The sequence below is a fragment of the Mesorhizobium sp. M7D.F.Ca.US.005.01.1.1 genome (assembly GCF_003952545.1).
GTDB lineage: Bacteria > Pseudomonadota > Alphaproteobacteria > Rhizobiales > Rhizobiaceae > Mesorhizobium > Mesorhizobium loti.
This window is the reverse complement of sequence record NZ_CP034453.1, coordinates 1857370-1873273: the sequence shown is the minus strand read 5'-3', so window position 1 is coordinate 1873273 and position 15904 is coordinate 1857370. Positions and strand designations below refer to the sequence as shown.

Sequence of the window (15904 nt, the reverse complement as noted above, 5' to 3'; positions counted from 1 at the left end):
TTCAGTTGAACCCGTCTTGTATTCTGTTCGAACAGACCTCGCGCGGTGCCCAGACGCAATGGGTGCCGCGCAATTGCTTGCCCCATCCGCACCGGCATCGACGCGCATCGGCAGACCGCGCCTGTGCCGGGTCCTGCGTAATGTCGATGCAATCTTCACACCCTAGGTGCCGCGGATGACCTTGATGATGGGAATCAGATATGTCCAAACGCCGCGCAAACCATCTTGTGTGGATCTCGAAGGCGTTCTTCGTCGCAATCGTGCTGGCGCTGACGGGATGCGCCTCCGACATCATGAAGAACTACATCGGGCAACCGGTCGAATCGGTCATTCTGGACTACGGTCCGCCAACCGCCGTCGTTGACCTCGGGCAAGGCGAGCGAGCCTATCAGTGGCGCAAGATCTCCACCAATGCGGTTTCCGGGACCTCCAGCGGCGAGGTTCGCCACACGAAACACGGAACCGTCTACGAAGAGACCGAAACGCCTGGCTATATCGAGCGCCAGGAATGCTTCTATACGTTCTACGCCCGCGCCTCGGGCGGCCGATGGTTCATCACCAATTTTCGTCAACCGAAGCTGGAATGCGAATGAATTGCCACAGCCTGCCGGCTGCCCGTGACGGAGCGTGCGCATGCGCATCCTGCTGATCGAGGACGAACCGGAAATGGCCTCGGTGCTGAAGACGGCGCTCGAGCGCCAGGACATCATCGTCGACCATGCCGCGACACTGGCCGATGCCGAAGCCGTGGCGCGGCTCGGCCATCATGACGCCGTGATACTGGACCGCCGCCTGCCCGATGGCGATGGTCTCAGCCTGATCCCGCGCCTGCGGGCCTTGCATCTGGACGTGCCGGTGATCGCGCTGACGGCGCTCAGCGGTCTCGACGACAGGGTGGCCGGGCTCGATGCCGGCGCCGACGACTACATGGTCAAGCCATTCGCCACGGTGGAACTGGTTGCCAGGCTCAATGCCTTGCACAGGCGTTCGTTCACCTCACGCGCCAACCAGACGATGGTCGGCCGCCTTACCTATGATTTCCGCCATCGCGAGGCGCTTGTCGAGGACCAGGCACTGGAGTTGCCGCGGCGTGAACGGCTGGTGCTCGAAACGCTGATCCGCAGGCCAGGCCGGACCATCATGCGCGGCGCCCTGGAAGAAGCCGTCTACGCCCTCGATGACGAGATCGGCTCCAATGCGCTGGATGCGCACATTTCGCGGCTGCGTCGCAAGCTTGACGATGTCGCTGCCGGCATCGAGATCAGGGCGATCCGCAATCTCGGTTATCTCCTGCGGGCGGCTTCGTGAAAAAGCCGCGCACGCGCTCGCTGCAATGGGTGCTGGTGCGGCGGCTGATCCTGCTGCAAGCGGCGACGCTTCTTATCTTCATCGTGCTGTCCGCGGCCGCGCTATGGATCGCCGATCCGCGGCTTCTTGTCGACAACGAGGCTGCCGTTGCAGCCATCAAGAATGCCGTCGATCGTGACGGCAACGGCAAATTGATCGTCCATGAGACCGACGAGTTGCGTTCGTTTCGTGAGGGCTTCCCGAACGTCTGGTACATTATCCGCGACGGCAGCGGCCAGAGCGTCCGCTTCGGCACCATACCCGACGTCTACGCCAGGAATTTTGGCGATCTGCTGGGCGCGGCCGATCACGCCACCATCGGGTTTTCGGAGGATGACCCGCGGCCGGAGGCCTATCTCGAAAGGGTTTCGACCAAGGCGGGCACGGTTCAGATCATCGCCGCGACACGATCCTTGCGCGACAAAACAGAAGGCCTCGAAGTCACCATTTCGGCCACCGTCGATGTCGCCAAGAACCCGGACGGCAGCAGGAACTGGGAGAAGGCACTTCCCGCTCTCACGGCCATCATCATCATCCTTTTGTTGCCGATTGTCCTCGTCATGGGAACCACGACCCTGGTGACCACGCCTGCCGTCGTGCGCAGATCTTTTGCCGGCCTCGTCGACACCGTCCAGCAGGCCGCGCGTATCGACATCGGCACCCGTGCGATGCAACTCCCGGTCAAGAATGTGCCGCAGGAGATCGAGCCGCTGGTGCATGCCTTCAACCAGACACTGGCGCGCCTGGCCCAAGGCTATGACCGGCACAATCGCTTCCTCACCGACGCGGCCCATGAACTGCGCACGCCGATCGCCATCTTGCGCACGCGCGCCGAATTGCTGAAGCAGGAACCGCAAAGCGTGCGCCTGCTGCATGATATCGAGCGCCTGTCGCATCTTGCGCAGCAGCTGCTCGACCACCAGTTGCTTGACCGCCCGGCAGACCAGCGCCAGATCATCGATCTCTGCGACCTTGTCAGCCGGGTCGCCGCCGACTTCGCCCCGCTCGCCATCGAAGCAGGCTACGATCTTGCCTTCGAGCCGCCCGCCGGCAAGGTCCATGTCGAGGTCAACGTCCTGCAGATCGAGCGCGCGCTGGCAAATCTCGTGCGCAATGCCATCGACCATGGCGGCGGCTCCGGCACGATCACCATTGCCGTCGACGAGACCGGTGGCGTCGAAGTCCACGACGAAGGCCCGGGCATTCCGGCGGATGAGTGCGAGAATGTCTTCGAACCCTTCTACCGCTTGCAGCCGCAATCGCGTGGGGCAGGTCTGGGATTGAACCTTGCCCGGCAGATCGCGCTGCTGCATGACGGCACCATTCGGATATTGGCGGGGTCCTGGCAAGGCGCCCGCATCCGCATGGCCCTGCCGGTTCATCCCGTGACCGCTGGCAGCGGAAAAGGCGGCCGGCCGATGGCCGCAGCCGATCCCGCTGGCTTATCTGTTTTCTAACCAATTCCCGCTATTTCCAATCGAATAGCGGGAGCAAGGCTTTTGGTGGAGACGGAGAAAAACACCGCGCGACGCGCCGTCATGCTGTCGGTGGTCGTCCCATGCTACAATGAGCTGGATGGCCTGGCCGAACTGCATCGGCGGGTGACGGCCGCATGCGTCGAACAAGGCCCTTCCTATGAGATCGTCCTTGTTATCGACGGCGCGACCGACGGGACGCGCGAGGCCATTTTCCAGCTGGCCGAAAAGGACGACCATGTCGTCGCCATCGATCTTGCCCGCAACTATGGCCACCAGATCGCGTTGAGCGCGGGGCTCGAATTCTGTCGCGGCCAGCGCATTCTCATTCTCGATGCCGACCTGCAGGATCCGCCTGAGCTGCTCGGCGCGATGATGACGAAGATGAACGAAGGCTTCGATGTCGTTTACGGCCAGAGGCTGACGCGCGACGGCGAAAGCTGGTTCAAGCTCGCTTCCGCCTCGATGTTCTACCGCTTGCTGCGCCGGATGGTCGACGTCGATATAGCCCCGAATACTGGCGATTTCCGGCTGATGAGCCGCCGCGCGCTCGACCATCTGAACGCGATGCCCGAACGCTACAGGTTCATTCGCGGTATGGTGAGCTGGATCGGGCTGAAGCAGACGGCTCTCCCCTATGAACGGCACCGTCGCTTTGCCGGCACCACCCACTATCCGCTGAAGAAAATGGTTCTTCTGGCGATCGACGCGATGACCAGCTTCTCGATCGTGCCTCTGCGGTTCGCCTCGTTGCTCGGAATGATGTTCGGACTTCTGGGGTTGGTCGTGCTCGCCTACACCCTGTTCGAATGGTCGGTCGGAAACGTCTTGCCCGGCTGGACCAGCCTTGCCGCGATCGTGCTGATCCTCGGCAGCGTCCAGCTGATGGTGCTTGGCATCTTCGGCGAGTATCTCGGGCGCATGTACATGGAGACGAAGCGGCGGCCGCTCTACTTCGTCAACGAGATCGTTTCGAGCAACCTGGCAGCCAGAGACAAGGATCTGCCGGTCCATCGTTTGCAGAAGATCGCAAAGAGAGCCGCACGTGCTTGAGGCCGAGTTCGACCAGTTTGCGCGGGAATACCAGGAGCAGCATGCCGCGAGCATAAGGCTGAGTGGCGAAACGCCGGACTTCTTCGCCAGGTACAAGATCGACGACGTCGCCACGACACTGCGGCGGGCCGGTGTGAAACCACGGCGGATACTCGACTTCGGCGCCGGCGTCGGCAATTCGCTCGGCCATATGCGCAACGCGTTTCCCGACGCCGAGATCACCTTGCTTGATCCTTCGCGGGAATCGCTCGACATCGCCAGCAAGCGCTTTCCCGGCCAGGCCGCCTTCACGCATTTCGACGGCAAGACGATTCCTTTTGCCGCTGGCAGCTTCGACCTGGCCTTCGCGGCTTGCGTCTTCCACCACATTCCCGAGGACCTGCAGGTCGGGCTGCTGGCGGAGATCGGCAGGGTGCTGGCCGATGGCGGCAGCTTCTTTCTTTTCGAACACAATCCGTGGAACCCGTTGACCACGCATGCGGTGAGAAACTGCGCCTTCGACGAAAACGCGGTTTTGATAAATTCCCGCGAGATGCGCAGGCGTATGGCCGAGGCGGGCCTTGCCAACACCCGGATCATCTACCGGATTTTCTTTCCTCGGCTGCTTGCAAGGCTGAGGCCGTTCGAGCGTTTCCTCACCAAGATTCCTGTCGGAGCCCAATATTTTGCGCATGCGGTCAAGCCTGCCGTTTGACTTTCCCAGGATGCTGCGATCTGGCGCCGTCGGTCTGTTGAACACGGCGTCGGGGTACGCGGTCATTCTGGCCGAGCTTGCGCTCGGCCTTAACGACATCCTCGCCAACGCCACGGTTTATGTCACCGACCTTGTCCTCGGCTTCTTCCGCAACCGCCAATGGACCTTCACACGGGCCGATGGCTTCCGGTCAGGAACCCTGTTTCGATATGGGGATGGGGGGATCTTCTTGGTCGCCTACAGCGTCAATCTGGCGGTTGCGATCGCCACTCGCTCAGCAGGCATCACCGAAAGCTCCCTGGTTCACCTGGAAACGATCTGCGTCTATTCGGTCGTTTTCTGTCTCGGTTCGGCTCACTTGGTGTTTGTCGGACGTGAAAGTCGCGCAGACGACAAAGCAGACGGGAACCTTCGGGTGACCGACGAGCTTTGGCGGGCGCCGAGCAGTCGAATTCCATGAACCAAACTCTCATCGCAAACAATCAGAGGCGGCGCATTATGGACAACGCCCGGGCCGGGGTGGAAGCCGCAACGCACGACGAGCGGACCCGCGCGATATTCTGCCTGTTCACGGCTTGGGCGATGGCGGCGATACTGACTGCAAAAGCCGGTTCCACCCTGCAGGATCCCGACAGCTGGTGGCAAGTGAAGGTCGGGCTGGATTTCCTGGCAAACCGGACATTTCCGACGGTCGACCCTTATTCCTACACGTTTGCCGGCCAGCCATGGATTGCCAAAGAATGGCTGGGGCAGGTCGTGCTGGCCCTTGCCTACAAGACAGGAGGCTGGAACGGGGTGGTCACCGTTATCATCGCCTCGATTTCCCTGACGGTTTTCCTGATGGGGTGGTTTCTCAGCGCCTGGCTGAAGCCGATCCTGGCCACTATACTGGCCTTCGCCGCGGTGTTCCTGATCATGTCGATCTTCACGGCGCGTCCGCATGTCTTGACCTTCCCGATCATCGTCATCTGGACGGAGATGCTCTTTCGTGCAGCAAGGGAAGAACGGGCGCCGCCCTGGTGGCTGCTCGTGCTGGTCGTTTTGTGGGCGAACCTGCACGCCACCTTCACGCTGAGCTTCATCATCGCGGGTTTCGCCGGTCTCGATCTGCTGGCGCGCACAGGCCTGTCGAAACCAGCCCTCCTGGCGAAATGGATCGCATTCGGTCTGCTTTGCCCGCTGGTCAGCCTGATCCACCCCTATGGCGTCCAGGCCATCCTGGCGACGCTCGGCGTGGCTTACGGCAATGAGGCTGTGCCGCTGATCATGGAATGGAACGCATTCAATCAACCGGAGAACTCCATCCAGGAACTGGCGATGCTGCTGGGACTTTTCGGGCTTCTGGTAGCACCGTTGCGAATTGGCTGGGCAAAGGCTCTGTTCGTCGTCTTCACCTTGCATGTCTATCTCGCCCATGTGCGTTTCGTGTATCTGTTCTTCCTGCTGGTTCCCTTGGTGATCGCAGTCGAGGTGGCGCAGCAATACCCCTCGCTTTCAGCCACCGCATGGCTGGCGCAAAAGCGCGACGGACTGGAAAAATTCTTCGCCAGGCGATTCTACGCAATCTGCGGCGCGGCCGCCGTCTTGACGGTCAGTGCGGTCGCCGTGCTCGGCAGTATTCATCAGGTCGCGCCGAGCCCGAAGACGTCGGCCAGCGGGGCGCTGGCCTTCGCTGAAAGCCATCATCTGTCTGGCAATGTGATGAATTCCTACAATTTCGGCGGGACGCTGATCTTTCACGGGATCAAGACCTATATCGACGGACGGACGGACCAGCTGTTCCTGGGCGGTTTCACAAAAGCCGATGACGACATGGGCCACACCGGCGGCAAGCCGCTCCTCGAAGCCCAGCTGAAGAAATACGCAATAGGCTGGGCGCTGCTGTCGGCTGATGACGCCCGCATCCCCTTCTTTGACCAGCTGGGCTGGAAGCGAGCCTATGCGGACGATTACGCCGTGGTCTACCTGCCCGGCGCCTGATCCTGTTTGGCGCCGGCGCAAGGGTGCTTTGCGATTGCCCGAAGCCGGGCCGTCATGGTAACGAGGGCACACGCGGGTATGATGTAATGGTAGCTTGTCAGCTTCCCAAGCTGAACGCGAGGGTTCGATTCCCTCTACCCGCTCCAGCTTAAGGCGCCAGAAACAATTTCAGCGCCTGCCTGTTCGTCGAACAAAACCGAGCAGCCGCGCGCAAGCGCCACCGTTGCGAGGGCGTTTGCTACTGCGTCATCCGATGAAACGAAATCGCCGGTCAGTACCCGCAATTCTTCTACGCTTTCAGCCATGGACACGAAATTCCCGACCGATCGATCGTGCTTGCAGGCCTCGACCACGTAAAGCAGATCGATGATTTCGAAGCTGCACATGTTCAGCCTCCAGAAGAAATCGTCCCTTGCAAGATCATGAACGCATCGGCAGGAAATAATGTTCCCGGCTCGCTTTCGCTAGCCTCGGCCTGGCGGCTCTTTCATGCGCTTTGCGCGCCCGATCGAACTCGACGCCAGGCAACCCTACCCGACCGCGCCATCATCCCACCTCCCTCAGAATGAAATCGTGCAGCATCTTGGCGGCCGGCGACAGCACGCGGTTCTTCACCGTGATCAGGCTGTAAGGCCTGACCTCGATGTCGAATTCGGTCTGGACGACGTCGATGGCGCCGGCCAGTCCGTCAGGGTTCTGGATGAATTTCGCCACCTGGACTGAGACCGGCGCGATGGCATCGGACTGCGCGACCATGACCAGCGTCAGAAGCAGTGAGCTGGTGTTGAGGATGCGGTCCGGCAAAGCGATGTTGCGGTTGAGGAAATTGCTCTCCATCGCCTGGCGCAAGGGCGAGCCGCCCGACTGAAAGACCCAGTCATAGGCGGCGGTCTCTTCCAACCGCACCGCCTCGCCCTTGGTGAGCGGATGGCCCCGGCGCACGATCAGGCACGCCTTCTCGACGCCGATGACGCGCGACTCGAACAGCCGCGGATTGAGGTCGTCGGGGATGCGCGCGATGATGAAATCATGGCGCGTGGCGATCAGCTCGCGCGCCAGCACGTTGGAGGTCTCGACCTGCATGGTGATCTCGATGCGCGGATAGATGCGGCGGATTTCGCGAATTGCCGGCACCGCCAGCTCGATTGCAGGCGCCGTCACGGCACCGAGGAACACCGAACCGCCCTTGCCCGCCTTGAGCTCGGATATCTCGCGATCGACCTCGCGCATCTCCAAGAGGATCGAGCGCGCGCGCCTGGCCAAAGCCTTGCCGTAGGGCGTCAAGGTGATGCCGCGCGGCAGTCTCTCGCACAGCTTGACCTCCAGCACCGCCTCCATCTCGCTGATCATGCGCGAGGCCGCCGGCTGCGAAATGTTCATGACCTGGGCTGCCGCGCTGACCCGGCCATGGTCGTCGAGCGCGACGATCATGCGCATGTGGCGCAGACTGAGGCCGCTGCGCAGCAGGGTTTCGCCTTCGCCCGGCATCTCTCTGTAACTATTTGAAACTGCAGTCGGATTCCCTAGCGCAGCCATCGCTTTCCCCTCTCTTCTGCTCGCGGACGGTCGGTATTGGGATCAGCCCGTCACGTCGCAGTACATATACCAACCATGATATAGCAACCATCAAAGATCGCATTTGACAGTTATGGCAAAGAGCCACACCCTTCGCGCGTTCCGAGACGCGACGGTCGCTAACGAGAAAATCGTATCGATTGAAATCAGCGTCTCGGGGCCATGGGAGGATACCGGAGATCGATATGACGGCAGCAGTGCCTTGGCGCTTCTGCACGATTGCGCGGCCCGCGACCCCCGGGGTGCCGCGTCCATCAACCAGGGAGAGTTAAAGTGAAAATCATCAAGACACTGGCCGCCGTCGCGGCCCTTGGCGTTGCCGCCATGACCTACTCGGCGCACGCAGCCGATAAGGGTCTTGTCGGCGTGCTGATGCCGACCAAGACCTCGCAGCGCTGGATCAACGACGGCGACGCCGTCAAGTCCCAGCTCGAGGCTCTCGGCTACACCGTCGACCTGCAATACGCGCAGGACGACATCCCCAACCAGCTCAGCCAGCTGGAAAATGAAATCACCAAGGGCCCGAAGGCGCTGATCATCGCTTCGATCGACGGCACCACCCTGTCGGATGCGCTGCAGAAGGCCGCTGACGCCGGTGTCGTCGTCGTCGCCTATGACCGCCTGATCAAGAAGACCGCCAATGTCGACTACTACACCACCTTCGACAATTTCGGCGTCGGCGTTATCCAGGCCAATTCGCTGCTCAAGGGCCTCGGCTATCCGGAGAAGAAGGGTCCGTTCAACATCGAGCTGTTCGGCGGTTCGCCGGATGACAACAATGCCTTCTTTTTCTACAATGGCGCCATCTCGGTGCTGCAGCCGCTGATCGACAGCAAGGTGCTCGTCGTGAAGTCCGGCCAGACCGGCATGGACAAGGTCGGCACGCTGCGCTGGCTCGCGGCAACCGCCCAGGCCCGCATGGACAATCTGCTCTCCGCCAACTATTCGGACGGCAGCCGCGTCGATGGCGTTCTGTCGCCATATGACGGTCTGTCGCGCGGTATCACCGCCTCGCTGCGCGCCGTCGGTTATGGCACGGCCGCTCAGCCGTGGCCGGTCGTCACCGGCCAGGACGCCGAGACCGCTTCGGTCAAGCTGATCATCTCGGGCGAGCAGTACTCGACCGTGTTCAAGGACACCCGCGAACTGGCCAAGGCCACTGTCGGTCTGGTCGACAAGGTGCTGTCGGGCGGCAAGCCGGACGGCCTCGACACCAAGACCTACAACAACGACGTCAAGGTTGTCCCCTCGATCCTCTTGACGCCGCATGAGGTCGACAAGTCGAACTACCAGGCACTGGTCGTCGACTCCGGCTACATCAAGGCCGAAGACCTGAAGTAATCGCATTGCAAAAGCCTGGGGTCCCGCGTACAGCGGGGCCCCTTTTTGCTAGCGCGGCGAATCCAAAATTCGCATACTAGCCCACCGGCATTGTCCGGAATTGGGAGGAGCAGTATCCCTTATGGCTTCGACGATTTTGGAGATGCGCGACATCACCAAGACGTTCCCCGGCGTGAAGGCGCTGTCGAACGTCAACCTCAGCGTCGAGGAAGGCGAGATTCATGCCGTGGTCGGCGAGAACGGCGCCGGCAAGTCGACGCTGATGAAGGTGCTGTCGGGCGTCTATCCCACAGGCACTTATGACGGCCAGATCATCTTTCAGGGCCAGGAATGTCACTTCAAAGGCATCCATGACAGCGAACACAAGGGCATCGTCATCATCCACCAGGAGCTTGCCCTGGTGCCGATGCTGTCGATCGCCGAAAACATTTTCCTCGGCAACGAGCACGCCAGATACGGCGTCATCGACTGGAATGCTAACGAAGCGCGCACCAGCGCCCTGTTGAAGAAGGTGGGCCTCAAGGAGGACCCCAAGACGCTGATCACCAATATCGGCGTCGGCAAGCAGCAGCTGGTCGAGATCGCCAAGGCGCTGAGCAAGGAAGTCAAGCTGCTGATCCTCGACGAGCCAACGGCGTCGCTCAGCGAGAAGGACAGCCAGGCGCTGCTCGACCTGCTGCTCGAATTCAAGCGGCAAGGCATGACCTCGATCCTGATCTCGCACAAGCTCAACGAGGTGAACCGGGTCGCCGACAAGGTCACCGTCATCCGTGACGGGCGCACCATCGAGACACTGGCCAAGAAGGACATCTCGGAAGACCGCATCATCACCTCGATGGTCGGTCGTTCGCTCGACGACCGCTATCCGCCGCGCGAGCCCGATATCGGCGAGGTCGTGTTCGAAGTAAGGAACTGGTCGGTCTATCATCCGCTCCATGCCGACCGGCAAGTGATCAAGGGCATCGACATCAATGTGCGCAAGGGCGAGGTTGTGGGCATTGCCGGGCTGATGGGCGCCGGCCGCACCGAATTCGCCATGAGCATCTTCGGCCGCTCCTATGGCCGCCGCATCACCGGCGAGGTGCTGCTCAAGGGCAAGCCGATCGATGTCTCCTCGGTGAGCAGGGCGGTCGAACACGGAATCGCCTACGTCACCGAGGATCGCAAGACCTACGGCCTCAACCTCATCGACCATATCAAGCACAATATCACTCTGGCCAACCTCGGCGGCGTCTCGCGCCACAGCGTGATCGACGACATGCGCGAGCTCGCCGTTGCCAACGACTATCGCAAGAAGACCAATATCCGCGCTTCGAGCGTCTATCAGATGACCGGCAATCTTTCCGGCGGCAACCAGCAGAAGGTGGTGCTGTCGAAATGGCTGTTCGCCGACCCGGAAGTGCTGATCCTTGACGAGCCGACGCGCGGCATCGATGTCGGCGCCAAGTACGAAATCTACACAATCATCGCCCGCCTCGCCGCCGAAGGTAAGGCGATCGTGGTCATTTCGTCGGAAATGCCAGAACTGCTCGGCATCACCGACCGCATCTATGTCATGAACGAAGGGCGCATGGTGGGCGAAATGCCCGCGGCGGAAGCAAGCCAGGAAAAAATAATGCGCGCCATCGTTCGGGGAGAAGGAAAAGCAGCATGAGCACCGAAATCGCCCCCGCCCCGCAGGGTAACGTCGCCGAAGAACAGCGTCCACGCATCGCCGTCTCGGCGCTGACGACGAACCTGCGCGAATACGGTCTGATTATCGCGCTGATCGTCATCATGCTGTTCTTCCAGTTCACCACGTCGGGAACGCTGTTCAAGCCGGTCAACCTCAGCAACCTGGTGCAGCAGAACTCCTTCATCATCGTGATGGCGCTGGGCATGCTGCTGGTCATCGTTTCTGGCTATATCGACCTCAGCGTCGGATCGGTCGCCGGCTTCGTGGGCGCGCTGGCGGCAAACATGATGGTCATCTGGCAGCTCGGACCGCTCAGCAATCCGCTGGTGGTTTCGATCGTCTGCCTCATCGTGGGCGGCCTGATCGGCGCGGCGCAAGGCTATTGGATCGCCTATCACCGAATACCGAGCTTCATCGTCACGCTGGCGGGCATGCTGATCTTCCGCGGCATCTGCCAAGCGCTGCTGGGCGGCGGATCCTCGGTCGGTCCGCTTCCGGACGACTTCAAAATGCTCAGCTCCGGCTTCATCCCGGACGTGATCGGTCCGCTGACGCTGATCCCGCCGACGGTCAATGCGGCCGGTAAGACCATCATGGGCAGCGGCCTGACGCTGCACATGACGACGATCGTGCTCGGTCTGATCGCCGTGCTGGCCTATGCCTATTTCGGGGTGAGGACGCGACGCAAGCGCGAACGCCATGGCTATGAGGCCGAGCCCTTCCCCCTGTTCGTCATCAAGACGCTGGTCGCCAGCGCGCTGGCGCTGTTCCTGGTTTATGAGTTCGCCAGCTACAGAGGCCTGCCGGTGGTGCTTCTCGTCATGGGCGTGCTGATCTCGCTGTTCGTCTTTGTCACCAAGCGCATGACCATCGGCCGCCGTATCTACGCGATGGGTGGCAATGCCAAGGCGGCGCAACTGTCGGGCATCAACACCGAGCGGCTGACGCTGATGGTGTTCATCAATATGGGCGTGCTGTCGGCGCTTGGCGGCCTGATCATCGCGGCGCGCCTCGGCCAGGCCGTGCCGGCGGCGGGCCTCGGCTCCGAGCTCGACGTCATCGCCGCCGTCTTCATCGGCGGCGCCTCGGCGATGGGCGGTGTCGGCCAGGTCATCGGCGCGGTGGTCGGCGGCTTCATCATGGGCGTGATGAACAACGGCATGTCGATCATGGGCGTCAATGTCGACTGGCAGCAGGTGGTCAAAGGCCTGGTGCTGCTCGGCGCCGTGATCTTCGACGTCTACAACAAGAACAAGGCTTGAACAGGCTTTAGAGCAATTCCAGGAAAAGTGTGAAACGGTTTTCCGCCCGGAATTGCGCCAAGACAATGAGTTAGGGCGGTTCGCCGTTTCCGTGAAACGGTGAACCGCTCTAGTCGAGGCAAGCAGGAGGCATACGATCGCGGCGCTGCCGGCAAACCCACCGGCGTAAAGAAGTTCCCTGAGGGACCAGGCCCGCGAGCGCAATCCGAACGGAGAATATCAACCGTGGCATGGACGACGTCCCGGCCGCGCTGAGCAAGGTTTGCCGTTTTGGCAACCCTGCCAAGGCAAATGAGAGAGGATTCATCATGCTGATCTCCCAGATCCTTGACGACGCCGAGACCATCCGCGTCGTCGCCCGCAATGGCGGCAAGACCCGGATCATCAACGGCGCCCGTAGCGTCTATTCGCTGGCGATGGAGGCTGCCCGCACCGGCGTCGGCCTCGTCGCGCTGATCGAACGCAAGGGGCTTGGCGAGACGGTCGATCTCGAGGCGGCCTACAAGAAGGGGCGGCTGCTGTCGCCGATCAACCACCCCGACCCGGCGCATCTGCACCTGACCGGCACCGGACTGACGCATCTGGGTTCGGCCGCGACACGCGATTCCATGCACAAGAAGCTCAGTGCCGACGGCGAGGAGCAACTGACCGATTCCATGAAGATGTTCCGCATGGGGCTGGAGGGCGGCAAGCCCGCGAAAGGCCAGATCGGCGTGCAGCCGGAATGGTTCTACAAGGGCAACGGCACGATGGCGGTGGCGCCAGGTGCCGCACTCCTGTCACCGGCTTTCGCCAAGGACGCCGGCGAAGAGCCGGAGGTGGCCGGCATCTATGTCATCGGTGATGACGGCGCGCCCTTCCGTGTCGGCTTCACGCTGTCGAACGAGTTCTCCGACCACGTCACCGAGCGCGTGAATTATCTCTTCCTCGCCCATTCCAAGCTGCGCAACGCCTCGTTCGGCCCGGAGATCCTGATCGGCGACCTGCCGTCCGACATCCGCGGCACCTCGCGCATCCTGCGCGACAGCGAGGTGCTATGGGAAAAGCCGTTCCTGTCCGGTGAAGCGAACATGTCGCACACCATCGCCAATCTCGAACACCACCATTTCAAATATGCAGCCTTCCGCCAGCCGGGCGACGTGCATGTGCACATGTTCGGCACGGCGACGCTGTCCTTCGCCGACGGCATCAAGACCGAGGCCGGCGACGTGTTCGAGATCGAGGCCAAGGATTTCGGCCTGCCGCTGCGCAATCCGCTCGAGATCGAACAGCCGGTGAAGGTGGCGGTGAAGGCGCTGTAGAAAGGGTGATCTCCCCCTTGAGGGGGAGATTGGCAGCTTCAACGTCTCAATAAATATCGAAGTCGAAATACTTGGCCTGGATCTTCTTGTAGGTGCCGTCGGCGACGATCGCGTCGATGGCCGCGTTGAGCTTGTCGCGAAGTGCTGTGTCTTCCAGGCGAACGGCAATGCCGGCTTGCGTTTCCGTACCCTTGACGTCGCCGACCAGCTTGCAACAGCCGTCGCTTGCCTTCTTCAGCCAGTCCATCAGCACGAACTTGTCCGAGATCACGGCGTCAAGCCGGCCGTTGGTCAGGTCGGTGATCGCCTCTTCCTGGGTCGGGTAGAGTTTTGCCTCCGCACCGGCCTTGCCGTAGCTATTCTGGGCATAGTCGGCCTGCGTGGTCGAAGCCTGGGCGCCGACCGTCTTGCCGGCAAGGGCCGCCGGTTCGGTCGAGGTAAGATCGCTGTCCTTCGGCGCCACCAAAGCGAGCGGTGTCGTATAATATTTGTTGGTGAAGGCGACCTGCTTCTTGCGCTCCTCGGTGATGCTCATCGAGGCAATGATGGCGTCGAATTTCTTGGCCTGCAAAGCGGGAATGATGCCGTCCCAGTCCTGGGTAACGATCTCGCATTCGACCTTCATTTGCGCGCACAGCGCATTGGCGATGTCGATATCGAAGCCTTCGACCTTGCCATCGGCCGTAATGGTATTGAACGGCGGATAGGCGCCCTCGGTGCCGATCTTGATTTTCTCAACCGCCTGCGACAGCGAGCCGGCTGCCATCACCAGCATGGCAGCACCCGCTGCCGACATGATCCATTTCGAAATCTGCATTTTCTTGGTTCCCCTTGAACGCCAGCATCTTGACGACCAGCAAGGCAGCCAAGCATGGCGAGCCAGTACAGGCAAGTATTTTGCCTGACGGTGATAGGCGCTCAGCGCGCGGCGCGGAAATGCTTGGACAGCTTCAGGCCCTGCGCCTGGTAGTTGGAGCCGAGATCGGTGCCGTAGAGCGCCTGCGGCCGCTTCAGCATGTGCTCGTAGACCAGCCGGCCGACAATCTGGCCATGGTCGAGGATGAACGGCACTTCGTGGCTGCGCACTTCGAGCACCGCGCGGCTGCCGGTACCACCGGACGCGGAATGGCCAAAGCCCGGATCGAAGAAGCCGGCATAGTGGACGCGGAATTCGCCGACCAGCGGATCGAAGGGCGTCATCTCGGCGGCGTAGAGCGGCGGCACATGCACCGCCTCCTGGCTGACGAGGATGTAGAACTCGTCGGGATCGAGCACCAGCTCGCCGGCGCCGCTCTTGTGGATCGGCTCCCAGAAGTCGACGACCTCCTGTGCCGCGCGCTTGTCGACATCGACAAGACCGGTGTGATGCTTGCCGCGATAGCCGACCAGCCCGTTCTGATCGCCGTTGAGGTCGATCGACAGCGCGATGCCGCCGCCGGAAATGTTCGGCGGCTCGGTGGCGACCAGCATCTGCGCGCGATGCAACTCATTCAGCTCGGCTTCCGAAAGCAGCGCATTGCCGGTGCGGAAACGTATCTGCGACAGACGCGAACCGGTGCGAGCGACGATCGGGAAGGTGCGCGGGCTGACCTCCAGATAGAGCGGCCCATGATAGCCGGCAGCGATCTTGTCGAACTCGTGGCCGCGATCGGTCATGACGCGGGTGAAGATGTCGAGCCGCCCGGTCGAACTCTTCGGATTGGCCGAGGCCGAAATGTCCGCCGGCAATGCCAGGCTTTCAAGCAAGGGCACGATGTAGACGCAGCCGGTCTCCAGCACCGCGCCCTCGGCAAGATTGATCTCGTGCAGCTTCAGCCTATCGAGCTTTTCCGAAACCTTGTGGTTGGGACCCGGCAGGAAGGAGGCACGCACCCGCCAGGCCTTGTCGCCGAGCCTGAGATCAAGACTGGCCGGCTGGATCTGGTCGGCATCAAGTGCGCGCGCCGACTTCAGCGCGCCACACTGGAACAGCGCTGAAATGTCCTGATCGGGAAGAATGCCTGTCTGCCGCAAGGCTCCGCTCCTTAGCCGCTGGTACAAACCTCTTAATGAAGCCGGCAATTGACGCAAGCGTGGCGCGGGTCTAAAGGGTCGTTATCCCGTGGTGATTTGGCCGGTCGGCTTGCAGCCACGTTAAACAAGTCGCTAAAGGACCGTCGGGCCGCAAGGCCGTATGGACCGGTTGCGACTTCGCGGCCGGT

Annotated in this window: 15 protein-coding genes, 1 tRNA gene and 1 riboswitch; of the genes, 12 read left to right on the top strand and 4 right to left on the bottom strand. The window is 61.5% G+C overall.

What is annotated here, in order from left to right; all coding sequences use genetic code 11:
- Window positions 1-200: 200 nt before the first annotated feature.
- The 8 genes from EJ076_RS08955 (at window position 201) to EJ076_RS08920 (ending at window position 6695) form a co-directional block, all read left to right on the top strand.
- Window positions 201-593 (top strand): hypothetical protein, encoded by a 393-nt coding sequence (locus EJ076_RS08955; RefSeq protein ID WP_109666568.1) that lies wholly within the window; start codon window positions 201-203, stop codon window positions 591-593.
- Between the two features lie 40 nt (window positions 594-633).
- Window positions 634-1308 carry a response regulator transcription factor gene (locus EJ076_RS08950; RefSeq protein ID WP_126067646.1) on the top strand — a complete coding sequence of 225 codons (675 nt, stop codon included), beginning with the start codon at window positions 634-636 and terminating at the stop codon, window positions 1306-1308.
- Complete coding sequence (locus EJ076_RS08945) at window positions 1305-2804, top strand: HAMP domain-containing sensor histidine kinase (protein WP_126067645.1); 1500 nt, start codon at window positions 1305-1307, stop codon at window positions 2802-2804. Before EJ076_RS08950 ends, EJ076_RS08945 begins: the two co-directional genes overlap by 4 nt.
- 81 nt (window positions 2805-2885) lie before the next feature.
- The gene (locus tag EJ076_RS08940; protein ID WP_206438809.1) at window positions 2886-3875 is read left to right on the top strand and encodes a glycosyltransferase family 2 protein; all 990 of its coding nucleotides are present in this window, start codon (window positions 2886-2888) and stop codon (window positions 3873-3875) included.
- A complete protein-coding gene (locus tag EJ076_RS08935; RefSeq protein WP_109666563.1) occupies window positions 3868-4569 on the top strand; it encodes a class I SAM-dependent methyltransferase in 702 nt (233 codons plus the stop codon). The genes EJ076_RS08940 and EJ076_RS08935 overlap by 8 nt, the downstream gene beginning before the upstream one ends.
- Window positions 4547-5029 (top strand): GtrA family protein, encoded by a 483-nt coding sequence (locus EJ076_RS08930; protein ID WP_245462978.1) that lies wholly within the window; start codon window positions 4547-4549, stop codon window positions 5027-5029. Before EJ076_RS08935 ends, EJ076_RS08930 begins: the two co-directional genes overlap by 23 nt.
- A gap of 38 nt (window positions 5030-5067) precedes the next feature.
- Window positions 5068-6549, top strand: coding sequence for a hypothetical protein (locus EJ076_RS08925; RefSeq protein WP_126067643.1), 1482 nt, complete (start codon window positions 5068-5070; stop codon window positions 6547-6549).
- A gap of 72 nt (window positions 6550-6621) precedes the next feature.
- Window positions 6622-6695, top strand: a tRNA-Gly gene (locus EJ076_RS08920).
- On the opposite strand, the gene EJ076_RS08915 is transcribed toward EJ076_RS08920, so the two are convergent.
- Both EJ076_RS08915 and EJ076_RS08910 read right to left on the bottom strand, forming a co-directional pair.
- A complete protein-coding gene (locus tag EJ076_RS08915; protein WP_126067642.1) occupies window positions 6684-6935 on the bottom strand; it encodes a hypothetical protein in 252 nt (83 codons plus the stop codon). The two genes, EJ076_RS08920 and EJ076_RS08915, sit on opposite strands and share 12 nt — an antisense overlap.
- Window positions 6936-7095: 160 nt before the next feature.
- Entirely contained in the window at window positions 7096-8085 is a 990-nt protein-coding gene (locus tag EJ076_RS08910) for a LysR family transcriptional regulator (protein ID WP_126067641.1), read from the bottom strand.
- A gap of 312 nt (window positions 8086-8397) precedes the next feature.
- On the opposite strand from EJ076_RS08910, the gene chvE reads away from it, so the two are divergent.
- The 4 genes from chvE (at window position 8398) to araD1 (ending at window position 13703) form a co-directional block, all read left to right on the top strand.
- Window positions 8398-9465, top strand: a complete 1068-nt coding sequence (gene chvE / locus EJ076_RS08905) for a multiple monosaccharide ABC transporter substrate-binding protein (protein WP_109666553.1) — start codon at window positions 8398-8400, stop codon at window positions 9463-9465.
- A gap of 121 nt (window positions 9466-9586) precedes the next feature.
- Complete coding sequence (gene mmsA, locus EJ076_RS08900) at window positions 9587-11119, top strand: multiple monosaccharide ABC transporter ATP-binding protein (RefSeq protein WP_109666550.1); 1533 nt, start codon at window positions 9587-9589, stop codon at window positions 11117-11119.
- Window positions 11116-12402 (top strand): multiple monosaccharide ABC transporter permease, encoded by a 1287-nt coding sequence (gene mmsB / locus EJ076_RS08895; RefSeq protein ID WP_126067640.1) that lies wholly within the window; start codon window positions 11116-11118, stop codon window positions 12400-12402. Before mmsA ends, mmsB begins: the two co-directional genes overlap by 4 nt.
- Window positions 12403-12710: 308 nt before the next feature.
- Complete coding sequence (araD1, locus tag EJ076_RS08890) at window positions 12711-13703, top strand: AraD1 family protein (RefSeq protein WP_109666792.1); 993 nt, start codon at window positions 12711-12713, stop codon at window positions 13701-13703.
- A 46-nt stretch (window positions 13704-13749) separates the two neighbouring features.
- On the opposite strand, the gene EJ076_RS08885 is transcribed toward araD1, so the two are convergent.
- Window positions 13750-14520, bottom strand: a complete 771-nt coding sequence (locus tag EJ076_RS08885; RefSeq protein WP_126067639.1) for an ABC transporter substrate-binding protein — start codon at window positions 14518-14520, stop codon at window positions 13750-13752.
- Between the two features lie 101 nt (window positions 14521-14621).
- The gene (locus EJ076_RS08880) at window positions 14622-15716 is read right to left on the bottom strand and encodes a 2'-deoxycytidine 5'-triphosphate deaminase (RefSeq protein WP_109666543.1); all 1095 of its coding nucleotides are present in this window, start codon (window positions 15714-15716) and stop codon (window positions 14622-14624) included.
- 78 nt (window positions 15717-15794) lie between these two features.
- Window positions 15795-15872: riboswitch (SAM riboswitch) on the top strand.
- The last annotated feature ends 32 nt before the right edge of the window (window positions 15873-15904 follow it).

Excerpts from the sequence above, each read along its gene's own strand:
- EJ076_RS08955 (WP_109666568.1), top strand. The coding sequence starts at position 201 with ATGTCCAAACGCCGCGCAAACCATCTTGTGTGGATCTCGAAGGCGTTC.
- EJ076_RS08950 (WP_126067646.1), top strand. The coding sequence starts at position 634 with ATGCGCATCCTGCTGATCGAGGACGAACCGGAAATGGCCTCGGTGCTG.
- EJ076_RS08940 (WP_206438809.1), top strand. The coding sequence starts at position 2,886 with ATGCTGTCGGTGGTCGTCCCATGCTACAATGAGCTGGATGGCCTGGCC.
- EJ076_RS08930 (WP_245462978.1), top strand. The coding sequence starts at position 4,547 with ATGCGGTCAAGCCTGCCGTTTGACTTTCCCAGGATGCTGCGATCTGGC.
- EJ076_RS08925 (WP_126067643.1), top strand. The coding sequence starts at position 5,068 with ATGGACAACGCCCGGGCCGGGGTGGAAGCCGCAACGCACGACGAGCGG.
- EJ076_RS08915 (WP_126067642.1), bottom strand. The coding sequence starts at position 6,935 with ATGTGCAGCTTCGAAATCATCGATCTGCTTTACGTGGTCGAGGCCTGC.
- EJ076_RS08910 (WP_126067641.1), bottom strand. The coding sequence starts at position 8,085 with ATGGCTGCGCTAGGGAATCCGACTGCAGTTTCAAATAGTTACAGAGAG.
- mmsA (WP_109666550.1), top strand. The coding sequence starts at position 9,587 with ATGGCTTCGACGATTTTGGAGATGCGCGACATCACCAAGACGTTCCCC.
- mmsB (WP_126067640.1), top strand. The coding sequence starts at position 11,116 with ATGAGCACCGAAATCGCCCCCGCCCCGCAGGGTAACGTCGCCGAAGAA.
- araD1 (WP_109666792.1), top strand. The coding sequence starts at position 12,711 with ATGCTGATCTCCCAGATCCTTGACGACGCCGAGACCATCCGCGTCGTC.
- EJ076_RS08885 (WP_126067639.1), bottom strand. The coding sequence starts at position 14,520 with ATGCAGATTTCGAAATGGATCATGTCGGCAGCGGGTGCTGCCATGCTG.